Annotated in this window: 11 protein-coding genes; 3 read left to right on the top strand and 8 right to left on the bottom strand. The window is 33.1% G+C overall.

Annotation, left to right across the window (positions count from 1 at the left end; translation table 11 throughout):
* Positions 1–27 precede the first annotated feature (27 nt).
* Positions 28–711, top strand: coding sequence for a response regulator transcription factor (locus M2139_RS11485; RefSeq protein WP_280739013.1), 684 nt, complete (start codon positions 28–30; stop codon positions 709–711).
* The gene (locus tag M2139_RS11480; protein WP_280739014.1) at positions 704–1,624 is read left to right on the top strand and encodes a HAMP domain-containing sensor histidine kinase; all 921 of its coding nucleotides are present in this window, start codon (positions 704–706) and stop codon (positions 1,622–1,624) included. Before M2139_RS11485 ends, M2139_RS11480 begins: the two co-directional genes overlap by 8 nt.
* Before the next feature lie 79 nt (positions 1,625–1,703).
* Here the strand turns inward: M2139_RS11480 and yicI are convergent, their stop codons facing one another.
* From yicI to xylA, 8 genes are all read right to left on the bottom strand, one after another.
* Complete coding sequence (yicI, locus tag M2139_RS11475) at positions 1,704–3,992, bottom strand: alpha-xylosidase (RefSeq protein WP_280739015.1); 2,289 nt, start codon at positions 3,990–3,992, stop codon at positions 1,704–1,706.
* Positions 3,993–4,097: 105 nt separating this feature from the next.
* On the bottom strand, positions 4,098–4,844 hold the full coding sequence (locus M2139_RS11470; protein ID WP_280739016.1) for an ROK family protein: 747 nt from the start codon (positions 4,842–4,844) through the stop codon (positions 4,098–4,100).
* Between the two features lie 163 nt (positions 4,845–5,007).
* Positions 5,008–6,486 carry a xylulokinase gene (gene xylB, locus M2139_RS11465; protein WP_280739017.1) on the bottom strand — a complete coding sequence of 493 codons (1,479 nt, stop codon included), beginning with the start codon at positions 6,484–6,486 and terminating at the stop codon, positions 5,008–5,010.
* A 64-nt stretch (positions 6,487–6,550) separates the two neighbouring features.
* The gene (locus M2139_RS11460) at positions 6,551–7,987 is read right to left on the bottom strand and encodes a glycoside hydrolase family 1 protein (protein WP_280739024.1); all 1,437 of its coding nucleotides are present in this window, start codon (positions 7,985–7,987) and stop codon (positions 6,551–6,553) included.
* A gap of 18 nt (positions 7,988–8,005) precedes the next feature.
* Complete coding sequence (locus M2139_RS11455) at positions 8,006–8,830, bottom strand: carbohydrate ABC transporter permease (RefSeq protein ID WP_280739018.1); 825 nt, start codon at positions 8,828–8,830, stop codon at positions 8,006–8,008.
* Positions 8,830–9,696 carry a sugar ABC transporter permease gene (locus M2139_RS11450; protein ID WP_280739019.1) on the bottom strand — a complete coding sequence of 289 codons (867 nt, stop codon included), beginning with the start codon at positions 9,694–9,696 and terminating at the stop codon, positions 8,830–8,832. The genes M2139_RS11455 and M2139_RS11450 overlap by 1 nt, the downstream gene beginning before the upstream one ends.
* Before the next feature lie 57 nt (positions 9,697–9,753).
* Positions 9,754–11,043 (bottom strand): ABC transporter substrate-binding protein, encoded by a 1,290-nt coding sequence (locus tag M2139_RS11445; RefSeq protein ID WP_280739020.1) that lies wholly within the window; start codon positions 11,041–11,043, stop codon positions 9,754–9,756.
* A gap of 69 nt (positions 11,044–11,112) precedes the next feature.
* Positions 11,113–12,420: a xylose isomerase gene (gene xylA / locus M2139_RS11440; RefSeq protein WP_280739021.1), complete on the bottom strand. Its 1,308-nt coding sequence runs from the start codon at positions 12,418–12,420 to the stop codon at positions 11,113–11,115.
* Positions 12,421–12,671: 251 nt separating this feature from the next.
* On the opposite strand from xylA, the gene M2139_RS11435 reads away from it, so the two are divergent.
* Positions 12,672–13,853, top strand: coding sequence for an ROK family transcriptional regulator (locus tag M2139_RS11435; protein ID WP_280739022.1), 1,182 nt, complete (start codon positions 12,672–12,674; stop codon positions 13,851–13,853).
* The last annotated feature ends 95 nt before the right edge of the window (positions 13,854–13,948 follow it).

Here is a 13,948-nt window from a genome sequence, read left to right as displayed (position 1 = left end):
AAAAATGAAAATTTGCGAGGTTTCTTTATGAAATATAAACTATTAGTGGCTGATGATGAAAAAGATATCATTCGCTTACTAAAACTTTATCTTGAAAAAGATGATATTCAAATCACTGAAGCTAGTAACGGCTTAACCGCTTGGGAATTATTGAACCAAGAAAATTTTGATTTATTACTAATTGATATCATGATGCCGGAAATCAACGGCTTTGAACTAATCAAAAAAGTTAGGGCCAAAAGCAATGTGCCAATTATGGTTATTTCCGCTTGCATCGACTCTTCTGACCGGATATTCGGCTTGGAACTAGGAGCTGACGATTATATTACTAAACCCTTTGATGCTTTAGAAGTTGTCGCCAGAGTCAAAGCAACTTTACGCAGATTTCATCAATTAGGCGCCTCTCCTAAGCAAGAACCACAAAACATTCAAGTGGGTCAATTAATCTTAAACGTCACTACTTGTCAATTAATTAAAGACAGTGAAATCATTGATTTATCAGCTACTGAATTTCGCGTTTTCAAAGAAATGATGGAAGCTCCTGGCAGAGTTTTTACTAAAGACCATCTTTATGAGATTGGTTGGGTGGATAAAGCCGTTGATGACAACGCCATTCGCGTTATGATTAGTAAATTGCGAGAAAAAGTCGGCCCAGAACATATTAAAACGATTCGTGGTTTAGGGTATCGACTGGAGAAACCTCATGAATAAACTAAGAAGCTTTATTTTTAAAAATTTCCTAATTTTCGCAGGTTTACTAGTTGTCAGTCTTTCCATCTTAGATAGCTTATTTGACGCGTTAGTCAACACGCTTGATAATCAAGCACTTATGTACTTAGCGTTAGTCAGCTATTTTTTATTACAAATCATAATTTTTATTCTGTACTCGATTTTATTTTATCGACGCGTCAATAAATCAATCACTATACAAAGCAAAAAAAATCTGCAAGAACAAAATTTATTATTTGCTAACATCGCTCACGATTTGAAAACACCGTTAACCACCATTATTGGTTTTTCAAAAGCTTTGGATGATCAAGTAACTACCAACCCTACCGAGCAAGCGGAGTTATTAAAAATCATCCATCAAAAAGCTCTACTTTCTAATGAATTGTTAGATTTAATGTTCCAATACACTAAATTAAACTCCGATGAATTTCAATTAAACTTAAGTGAAACTAATTTAGAAAAACTTTTACGAGAAATAATCGCTGAGCATTATGATTTATTTGAAGAGTATCAAATAAATTTAGATCTGCAATTGAATCCTTCTCAGCCAGTTGAATTACTAGTGGACCAAATTGAATTAAAACGAGCTTTTGCCAATTTAATTATTAACGCCTGTAAACATAATCCTAGCGGTACCACGCTAAAAATCGAATTAACAAACGTTGAAAAGCATTTTTATCTCAAATTTATTGATAATGGCGCCAAAATCCCACCAGCTATGCGAGAGAAATTATTTCACCCCTTCGTTAGTGCAAATCAACAAGAACGAGAAATTTCTGGCAGTGGCTTAGGTTTAGCGATTACTAAATCAATTTTGGAGAAACACGGTTTTACGATTGTGCTTAATGATGCTGCGGGGGATTTTACTAAAGAGTTTGTAATTGGGATTGAGTAAATTATTTTCTATTCAAAGGGTGAGGTAAAATCAAATTTGATTTTACCTCACCCTTCTAGTTTCTAACAATTTTTCTATTCTACAGACTGATTTCTAAAACTTCTGATATCAGTTTTTCAGATACCACTTCTACTTTCCCTTGTTCATTTATGCAATGAAGAACTACTTTAGCTCCTTCAAATCCTGATTGCTTAACAAGCATTTTCCCATTTCGATAACATGCTTCCACTTTACCAACTTCATTTCCAATTGAATCAAAAACTTCACTCTGAGTAGTAAATGTATCTTGACACACATAAATATGAATCTTAGCATCTTTATGGTACTCATACTCTGCTTTCGTATCACACGCTCCTTCAACAATGATAGAGTTCGGTCTAACTAATAGAGGTAAATGGAAATAGTCATATTTTTCTGTATACCATTGACCACTTTGATAAACTTTTCCTGTTAAGTAGTCTACCCAGTCACCTTTTGTTTTTGGCACATAGAAATTAGCTATCCCATCCTCATTAAAAATTGGAGCAACCAATAAATTTTCGCCTAACATATATTGTTGATCTAATGTATGAGTGGCAATATCATCAGTAAACTCAAGCATCATAGCTCTCATCATAGGAACTCCTGTTTTAGTCGTTAGTACAGATTGCGCTTGTAGATATGGCATTAGAGAAAGTTTTAATTTTGTATAAAAACGTGTTACTGCGACAGCTTCTTCTCCGTATAACCATGGGACTTTGTACTCCCAACTTCCATGATAACGACTATGAGAAGACAATAAACCAAATTGTGTCCAACGTTTATAAATATCCTCAGAAGCCCCCGCTTCAAAACCAGATATATCGTGACTCCAGTAACCAAATCCACCTAACCCAAATGATAACCCTGCTCGTAAAGACTCAGCCATAGATGGATAATCCGAAGTACTGTCTCCCCCCCAGTGAACAGGAAATTTCTGTGAGCCAACAGAAGCTGAACGAGCAAATACAACAGCTTCATGTTTACCTTTTTCTTCCACCAAAAAGTTATATACAATTTCATTATACAAATATGCATAATAGTTATGCATTTTTTCTGCATCAGCTCCATTAAAGTAAACTGCATCTGTAGGAATCCGCTCCCCAAAGTCAGTTTTAAAGCAATCTACCCCCATATCAATTAAAGTTTTCAATTTGCTCACATACCATGTAACTGCTTCTGGATTAGTAAAATCAACAATTGCCATTCCGGCTTGCCATTTATCCCATTGCCATACATCACCATTTTTAGTTTTCAAAAAGTATCCATTTTTCATACCTTCATCAAATAGTGGTGATTTTTGACCAATATACGGATTAATCCAAACACAAATTTTCAAACCTTTTGATTTTAACCGCTGTAACATTTTTTTTGGTTCTGGAAAAGTTCTTTCATCCCAAGTGAAATTGCACCACTCATACTCCTTCATCCATAAGCAGTCAAAATGGAATACCTCTAGAGGAATATCTCGCTCTATCATACCATCTACAAAAGAATTCACCGTCTTTTCATCATAATCTGTTAAAAATGAAGTACTTAACCATAACCCAAATGACCAAGAAGGTGGCAAACTAGGTTTTCCAGTTAATTCTGTATAATTTCCTAAAACATCTTTTAATGTTTCTCCAGCGATAATATAATACTCTAATTCTTCCCCAGGAACACTGAATTGTACTCGAGAAACTTTTTCACTACCAACTTCAAAACTAACTTTATCAGGTGAATTAACAAAGACACCATAGCCATAATTACTAATATAAAATGGAATGTTTTTATATGCTTGCTCTGTTCCGGTTCCTCCATCTGCATTCCAAATCTCTACACTTTGACCATTTTTAACAAAATTAGTAAATCTTTCTCCTAACCCATAGATTTTTTCGTCAACATTGATACTTAATTGTTCACTAATAAAAGCTTGTTTTTCAGGATCAATAATATAAGCTTTACTTCTCGGAAAACTTTGAGTGATTAACTTATCTTTATAGTAGAAAGCTACATTTAAATTTTCTCCTTTAGTAATTTCTACTGTTAAATCTCCAGAAATTATACGATAACTTTCTTCATCCTCAATCATATTAGGATGAATTTCTTCTGTATTTAAATCAAATTGTGTTTCTTTTTTCATTCTACCTTTATAGTTGTATAACTTAACACCGATAATATCCTCTTGCGGACTAAAAACTTCCATCGTCAATAATCCGCCATCTAATGTTGCTCCTCTATGAGAGACATAAGAGTAAGGCATATAAAGAATCATTTTGTTTTCTTTTACTAAAACATCATATACATGAACAGCATATTTTATATCATAGCCTTCCTTAACTAACCAGCCGCCATCTAAAAATTTCATTGTACTCACCTCATATATTTATTATATTTTACTAATTATTCATGATACTAAAATTCTACATTTAAAATACAAAATAGATCCCTTTTTTCTTCCCTACAAAATTTCTTATACATTCAAAAAATTATACACAGCACCAATTAAATTGGCGCTATTTTTATATTCACAAGGGATAATTTCATACTTCATATCCTTTATTCCGCGATCTAATATTAACATTTCTACATGTCGCTTAATTTCAGAAATGATTTTCTGATTATTAGATACTCCTCCGCCAATAATAATTCTTCCTGGATCTAAGCTAACTAAGAGATTATAAATACCTCGTGCCACAGCTTGATAAAAATTTTGACTTAAATGAACTGCCAATAAATTATCTGTGCTATATCCGAAAAATTCCTCACCAGATATTGGTTTCCCTGTTAGTTTATTATACCGTTCCACTGTTTTTACAGAACTGCCTAATTCACTTAATGTTCCTCGTTCATTAAGGAAAGTGTATCCAAATTCCCCACCAAACAGATTTTTTCCTTTAACTAATTGTCCATTTAAAATAATGGCACCTCCAATTCCGGTACCAATAACAAAGAACACAGCATCATTACTATCTTTAGCAGCGCCTTTCCAGAATTCAGCTAATGCCGCACAATTTGCATCATTTTCCATTGCAACCCGCAATTTAGTTATCTTCTGTAACTCTTCTTTAAAATCACATGTATGAATATATGGAATTGCACTTATTCCGCCGATTGTGCCTAATTCATCGTTAACTAACCCAGGAGCACTAATGGCTAATCCTTCAACTTCATAGTTTATTTTTGTTTTATTAACAATCTGTGATATTGTCTGCTTCATTTCTTGCCAATTTCCAGGTAATGAAACACTATCTATGTTGATTAATTCATCATTTATTCATGTACCAAATTTAACTGAACTACCACCAATATCAATTGCTTGAATAGCCTTCATCTTTGAGTTTCTCCTTTTTATCAAATTTGAAATAGTTGATTATTGATTCTTATAACTCTAAAATTTGTTTAGTTGCTGGATAAATTTTTCTATATCTTTCGTAAAATTTATTATACTTTTTAACAGTTGAAGGATCTGGTAAAATTTCCTGATTATATTTAACGAAGCTTGCCACACAATCTGTAGTAGATGTAAACCACTCATTTCCAATCGCGGCAATCATCGCAGCTCCCAATCCTGGCCCCTGCTCTACAGTTAAAGTAACAATAGTTGCATTAAATATATCTGCTTGCATTTGCAACCAATTTTTATTTTTTGCACCACCGCCTACTGAAACAATTTTCTCAAATTTTTTTCCAGCATCTTCCATTAAAACTTGACTATCTTTTAGAGAAAAAATAATTCCTTCCATTACTGCACGCGTAAAATGTTCCCGTTGGTGCTTCGCATCTATCCCAATAAAACTACCGCGAATTTGACTATCAATGTGCGGGGTTCTCTCTCCCATAATATAAGGAGTGAAAAATAAGCCTTCTGATCCAGCAGGAATTTTGTCAACATTTTCTAGTAATTCATCAAAAGATTCTTCAGTTGCAAAAGTATTTTTAAACCATGTTAGACTCTGCCCAGCAGCCAAAGTTACTCCCATTGAATAATAAGCATCCGGAATAACATGATTAAAGAAATGCAGTTTCCCATCATAATCTTTAATTTCTTTGTTTTCGTAAGACAGAAAAACTCCAGAAGTTCCAATGCTGCATAGTCCTTTTGTTGGTTCAACAATACCTGCTCCTAAAGCAGCACAGGCATTATCTGCACCCCCAGCGAAGACTTTTACTTCATTTTTTATATTTAATTTTTCAGCTAGACTTGGTTTTAAAACTCCAATTTGTTCAACAGACTGAACTAACTTAGGTAGTTTTTCTGAATCTATTGAAAATTTTCGTAAAATTTCTCTATCCCAAATCTTTTTTTCTATATTTAATAATAACGTACCTGCAGCATCTGAATATTCCATATTTAAATTTTCTGTTAAATGGTATGCTAAAAAATCTTTAGGTAATAATATTTTTTTAACTTTTTTCCACAAATCTGGTTCATTTTTTTTAACCCATAAAATTTTTGGTAGCGTGAAACCTTCTAAAGGAATATTTTTAGCTTTCTCTAACAGCTCTGCCCCATATAGCTCTTCAATTTCTTGACACTCACTCGTGGTTCGTACATCATTCCACAAAATAGCTTTTCGAAGTGGTTGTCCCTGTGCATCTAAAAGCACCAAACTATGCATTTGACCAGAAAAACTAATTGCAACGATTTTTCCGAATTGTTCATTAGCTTTTTCAGCTAATAAAGATAAAACTTTTTCTCCAGCTTCAAGCCAATCTAGTGGATCTTGCTCACTATAACCTGTTTTTTTATGATATAAAGGATATTCACTAGTTGCTTCAAATATAACAGCTCCTGCTTTATCAACTAACAAACCTTTTAGTGAACTTGTTCCCAGATCTAATCCTGCTACATATTCCATATCTAATTCCTTCTTTAGAAAAAAACAGGTAACCGAAAATATTTACCTGCTTTTTAAACATTTTTTATAACTCAATTCCATTTAATTTAATAACTTCTTTGTACCAATAAAAACTATCTTTTTTATAACGATTTAAACTACTTTTTTGATCTTCATCTTGATCAATATAAACAAAGCCATATCTTTTTTGATAGCCATTTAGCCAACTCAATAAATCAGTAAACGACCAAGTACAATAACCTAATAGTTCTACTCCGTCATCAATCGCATCATAAATAGTTTCTATATGCTGTTTTAAATATTTAATTCGATAATCATCATGAACTTGTTGTTCTTCAGTCAATTGATCGAATTCTCCTAACCCGTTTTCAGTGATAAGAACAGATAACTTATAACGACTAGTTAAGCGCCGTAACCCAATTTGCAGCCCGTTAGGATCAATATTCCAATCCCAGTTTGTCTTTTCTACATAAGGGTTATCAACTGATTTATACAATCCTGGCACACCAGATTCTTGAGTGCTTCCTTTTTCGCCAGAAGTATTCATTTTACCAATGCCCACACCATCTAAAGCGTTATAAACAACTGTTGCCGTTTGGTAATAATTAATTCCCAAGAAATCTGGTTTACCACTTTTTAAGATATAAATATCTTGTTCCGACACTTCAGGCATCAAACCATTTTTCTCTAAATATTTTTTTGCTACAACTGGATATTCACCATTTACATAAATATCTAACCACAGATGAGCATTTAATTCTTCAGCATTTTCCATAGCTAAAACATTTTCAGGATCACAATTTTTTGCATAAGTTGGTCCATAAGCGAAACTAGGTCCGATTTTTCCTGGCAAGTTCATCTCGTGATACTTAGCAATAACAGAAGCATTGGCTAAATTAGCATGATGATTTGCTTGATACATGCGTTTTAAATCACATACACCAGGTGGATGGGTCCCTAATAAATATCCTTGAGATATAAAAACATTCTGTTCATTCATACTAATCCAATATTTTATTCGATTACCAAAAGTTTCAAATAAAACCTTAGCATAATTAACAAAATCATCCACTACTTGAGGTGACTCCCAGCCACCATACTCTTCTTGTAGTCTTGCTGGTAAGTCCCAGTGATAAATCGTCACTATTGGTTCTATATTATTTTCAATCAACTCATCAATAAGTTGATCATAAAACTCCAACCCTTTTTGATTAATTTCTCCTCGCCCGTTTGGCAAAATTCTTGTCCAGGCAATTGAAAACCGGTAAGCTTTCAAGCCCATTTCTCTCATTAATTGTATATCTTCCTTAAAGCGATGGTAATGATCTACCGCCTCATCACCATTAGTGCCTTTAAATGTTTTTCCAAGAATATGAGAAAAATCATCCCAAACGGAAAGCCCCTTGCCATCTTTATTCCAAGCTCCTTCAACTTGATAAGCTGCCGATGCAGAGCCCCATAAAAAGTTTTCAGGAAATTTTTTCAACTTATTCATTACAATCTCCTATAATATATATTTTTATTTAACTGCACCATCTGAAATACCTTTTACAACATGTTTTTGCAAAGCAATAAATAATATGATTACTGGAATAATCACAATTACTAAAGCTGCTAATGCTAAATGCCATTGCTTGTTAAACTCACCAAAGAAATAGAACATTTTCAAAGGAATAGTGTACATACCAGCTTTGTTAATTGTTAATGATGGTAATAAGTAGTCATTCCAAAACCATAGTGCATCTAAAACAATTACTGTTACAGTCGTCGGTTTTAATAAAGGAAAAATTATTCGCCAATAAATTTTAAATGAAGACGCACCATCAATAATAGCGGCTTCATCTAACGACTTGGGGATTCCTCGTAATGCGCCATAATACATAAAAGTTGCCATACTTGTTGCTAAGCCATTGTACATTATTATAATACCAATTCTGTTTAATAAATTTGCTTTCCCAAAAATTGAAATTAAAGGAATCATTATTCCTTGAAAAGGAATTAGTAAGCCAATTGCAACAATAAAATACAAAGTAGAGCTTAATTTACTGGTATTTCTTGATAAGGCGTATGCAGCCATCGAAGAAATAATTACAACAAAAAATAAAGATACAACTGTAATAATCAACGAATTTAACGCCGTATGTGTAAAATCTAATTTTTCCATTGCTGTAGTATAGTTTTCAAAATTAATTTTACTTGGTAAACCTAACGTATCCGCAAATATTTCCGCTTTTTCTTTAAAAGAATTTGTTAGAATCAAGTAAAATGGATATAACCAGATTCCAGCAGCAAGTAAACCACATACGATAATAAAAAATTTTTTTTGCTTTTCTTTGTTCTTCATTAGGCATCGGTCTCCTTGCTTCGAGTAAATGAAATTTGAATTACAGAAATTAATACGATGATAAGTAAAAAGACAAAAGCTTTTGCTTGAGCATATCCCATGTTCTTCATAACAAAGGCTTCATTATAAATATTCATAGATGTCATCTGAGTTGAATTGTATGGACCGCCACCTGTTAAAGCTAAATTTTGATCATATAATTTAAAAGCATTCGATAATGTCAAAAACAATGTAACTGTAAATGCTGGAATCATCATTGGTAATTTAACACGGAAAAATGTTTGAATGGATGAAGCACCATCGATATTTGCGGCTTCAACTATCTCTTCAGGAATATTATTTAAAAAAGATATATATATCAGCATCATATAACCACTCATTTGCCAGACAAACAGAATAACCAATCCCCAAAAACCAGTTTGAGGTGTACTCAACCAATTTTCAAATGCTGCAATGCCAGTTAATTCAGCAAAACTGGTAAAAACTTTATTAAATACAAATTGCCAAATAAAACCTAAAATAATTCCACCAATTAAATTTGGCATAAAAAATACCGTTCTAAAAATGGTAGCCCACTTACCTAATTTTTGAGTCACTAATACTGCCAATCCCAGAGCAACAATATTAATTAAAATTATGCTAACTATTGAGAATTTTGCGGTAAAAATCAAACTATTTATAAAAGTTTCATCTTTAAATATTTCTAAATAGTTAGTAATACCAATAAAATCTGCTGCCGTATTACCATTCCAATTAGTTAATGAGTAGTAAATTCCAATAATTAACGGAATAAATAAAACTACTACTAACACTAATAAACTTGGTAACATTAATAACCAAAAAGATTTCGATTTATTTGTTAACATATTCTCACCTTCCCTTAAATATAGAGGAGGTATATTCGCCTCCTCTATTACACTTATTTATTCAGTTCTTTCTTCAGCCCATTTAGTACTTAGAATTTCTTTAAATTCTTCCCAATTTGTTTGTTTTCCAGCGTAAGACTGAATTTCTACGCCAACAACATTTAATGGATAACCATCAGGATACGAATTATGAACCCAAGGAACTGCATTACCATCATTTAAATATTGATATATTGTACTTGATAGTGGGTCACTAATGTCTTTACTTTCAAAATTAGTATATGGTGGAATAAAACCAAAATCATTGACAATCATTTGCATCCCTTCGTCATCAGTGTACATCCATTTCAAAAATTCAATTGATGCATCAATTACTTCTTGATCTTTATTATCATTTACACACCAATACCACGCAGGTCCGGCAACAATATTGCCCTCTTCTTTTTCATCTACAAACATTGGTAAAATATCTAATTTATCTTTCGCAAATGTTTCATCTAAACTGTTAAGAGTTGGAACAATCCAGTTTCCTTGATGAATGATAGCTGCTTTACCACTTGCAAATAGTTCTTCAACAGACGTTGAATAGTCCATTGACTCTAAAGGTGTAGCATTATATTTAATTGCTAAGTCTGTATAAGCTTGCCAACGGTCTGAATAAGTTAATTCTAATTTCTTAGCTTCAGAAGTTTCTTTTAAACTATTATTAAACTCTGGTGCAATGAAATTTGAGCTATATTGACCACTTACCCAAGTTTCACCACCACTATAAGCAAATACTCCTTTAAGCCCTAATTCATCTTTTTTAGCATCTAATGTTTCAATTGCTTTCTTAAAATCTTCAAAAGAAGTAATTTTTGTAGTGTCAATCCCTGCTTCTTCAAAAATTACTTTATTAATTAGCCAGCCATATCCTTCAATATTCATTGGTACACCTAAAACCTTTTCATTTAAAGTTGCACCTTCTAATGTTCCTTCAATTGCAAGATTTGCTAGTTCCGTTTCACCTAAATCATATAAAGTATGTTCCCAAGTTTGAGCTCCAGCTAACCCTCCAATCATGAACAAAGCCGGTTCATCTCCAGAAGAAAATTTAGCTTGTAATGCTGCATCAGCATCTGTGCCACCACCAACAGTAGTCATATTGATATCAATCTCTGGGTGAGCTGTTTCAAATTTTTCTACCAATTCTTCCATCTGTTCAGCTGTTTCAGTTTTAATATTAAATACTTCTACTTTAACTTTATCAGTATCACCATCGCTCTTTGAGCTACTATCAGTTGATGAACAACCTACTAGTGTCATTAAACCAAGTACTGCAGCAAAACTAATCATTTTCTTTTTCATAAATCTTCTCTCCTTTATTTTTTAATAACTGTATTTTTTAGAGTGAATCTTAAAATATTCTCTTCAAAATTACACCAAATAATCATTCAAACAAGATTTGACATATTCAATATGGCTTGATTCTAACTTGATATCTTTTAAGTTCAGGGCATATTCAGTTAAGCTTTCTAAATCTTCTTGATTAGAAACGATCGATGCACCAATACCTTCTTGGAAAGTTGCATAACGTTTTTCTTTCAAAACATCAAAGAAGCGATCTTCTTTTAATTTCGCTGCTGCTAATAATCCTCTGGCAAAAGTATCCATCCCGGCAATGTGAGCTAAAAATAAATCTTCCATTTCAAAACTTGAACGACGGACTTTTGAATCAAAGTTAATGCCTCCAGGAGCAATACCGCCATTTTCTAAAACGCCGTACATTGCTAAAGTTACATCATAAACATTAGTTGGAAATTCATCGGTATCCCAGCCTAACAACACATCACCTTGGTTAGCATCTAAAGAACCTAACGCATTGTTGACGCGAGCTACTTCGATTTCATGTTCAAAGGTGTGACCAGCCAATGTTGCGTGGTTAGCTTCTAAATTTAATTTGAAATCATTTTGTAAATCATATTTTTGAATGAATTGTAAAGCTGTTGCAGCATCAAAATCATATTGATGTTTACTTGGTTCCATTGGTTTTGGTTCAATTAAGAATTGTGGTTTATGACCGATTTTTTCTCCATAAGCAACTGCCATTTTAAATAATCTAGCAATATTTTCTTGCTCAAAAGCCATATCAGTATTCAGCAATGTTTCGTAACCTTCACGACCACCCCAGAAAACATAATTTTCACCATTTAATTTTTTTGAAATATCTAAACCTTTTTTGACTTGCGCTGCTGCATAAGCAAAAACATCCGCGTGATTAGTGGAAGCTGCCCCATTAACATATCTAGGATGGCTGAACATATTTGCAGTGTTCCATAATAACTTAATGCCTGTTCGGTCCATTTGCGCTTTAATCAAATCAGTAATTTCATCTAAGTTTTTATAAAATTCTGCTAAACTATTGCCTTCAGGAGCAATATCTATATCATGGAAGCAAAAATATTCCACATCTAATTTTTCTAAGATTTCAAAGAAAGCGACTACGCGATTGCGGGCTGTTTCCATTTCATCAGCTGCCAACCAAGTTCGTTGGTTAGTTGGTAAACCAAAAGGGTCACTGCCATCTTGCGTCATTGTATGCCAATAAGCAACCGCAAAACGTAAATGTTCTTTCATTATTTTGCCAGCTACCATTTGTTCGGGATTATAGTGTCGAAAAGCAAAAGGATTCGTCGTATTAGTACCTTCGTATTTAATTTTTTTTACTTGTGGGAAATAACTCATGCTTGCTTCCTCCTGATAAATAATTTAATTTTCGAGTTAGTTCGTTTCGTTTACTAACTAACTCTTTAATGATATAGTATCCGCTTTCAGATGATTAGTCAAGTACATTTCATTATCTTTTTTATCTATTTCCATTAGTATGTTTATTTAACAAATAAAAGAGAATTTATGAAAATAGTAGAAAAAATTCAAGTTTATCGGTATACTTATGTAAATATATTCATTAAATAAATTAACAGGATGTGTCAACTATGCAAGATTTGAATTATATGCGGCGGACTCCTAATGAATCCTTATGCTTAGAATACATTATGAATAATCAAAATCTATCTCGGGCAGACCTATCTGCTTTAACTGGTTTGACGAAAGCAACCATCTCAGTTATCGTCAAAAAATTAATTGAAGATCATTTGGTAATTGAAACGGGCATTGGTGAATCTAGCAACGTCGGCGGACGAAAACCAATTATTTTGCAATATAATGGTAAAGCCGGTCTTTCCATCTCGATTGATGTTGGCTACAACTATGTCAATGCTTTATTAACTTATCTTGACGGTGAAGAAGTCCAATTTATTCAAAAAAAACCAATTACTTTAAATGAAGCAACCATTAAAAAGTATTTTTCTGAAATCTTCAGCACTTTTCAACAAGCGCTACCTAAAACAAATTACGGGGTAATCGGTGTCGTTATCGCGGTTCACGGTCCTGTCTACGATGGCGAAATTATTTTTACGCCTCATTATGATTTAGATCAAATTCCTTTTCGTAAAATCGCTGAAGAATTAAGCAATTATCCTGTATATTTAGAAAATGAAGCCAACCTCTCAGCACTAGGAGAATATATGTACACGGCTGATTCTTCAAGCTTAATCAGTATTAATATGCACAGTGGGATTGGCGCTGGTATCGTTCAAGATGGTGTCTTGCAAGTAGGCTCTCACGGCTTTGCGGGTGAAATTGGGCATCAAATCGTGGTGATTAACGGTGAAAAATGTCGTTGCGGCAATCATGGCTGTTTAGAAATGTACGCTGCTAACAAAGTTTGTTTTGAAAAATTTGCTAAGATAAAATCAATGGATTATGTTAATGCGATTATTCTTAGAGAGTACTATCAAAACAATGATGCAGATGCCTTAGCAGTCACTCAAGAAAATGTTAATTATTTAAGTGTCGGCATCAATAATATTATCGCTCATTATGATCCAGAAATTATTGTTTTAAACAGCTCCCTTTATCGGGAAATTCCCGAAATGATTCAACAACTTAAAACGATTTTACAAAATCGTTTTTCAAATAAAGTTAGCGTTCGCAATAGTTTGTTAAATGAAAAAGCTACCCTTTTAGGTGGATTAGTTTTAAATCTGCAACATTTTTTGGATATTAAACAATTAAAGCTTCCTCAGTTAGATATCAAAAAAGCCTCTACAACTTAATGGAACTGACCCCAATTAGTGGGACACATTCAAAAAAGCATTGATTAGATTGCAGATTTCCGATATTCAATCGGTGATTTGTAGTCTAATTTTTG

The sequence above is a fragment of the Enterococcus sp. PF1-24 genome, from assembly GCF_029893325.1.
Taxonomy (GTDB): Bacteria; Bacillota; Bacilli; order Lactobacillales; family Enterococcaceae; genus HY326.
This window is presented reverse-complemented; position numbering and strand designations above follow the sequence as displayed.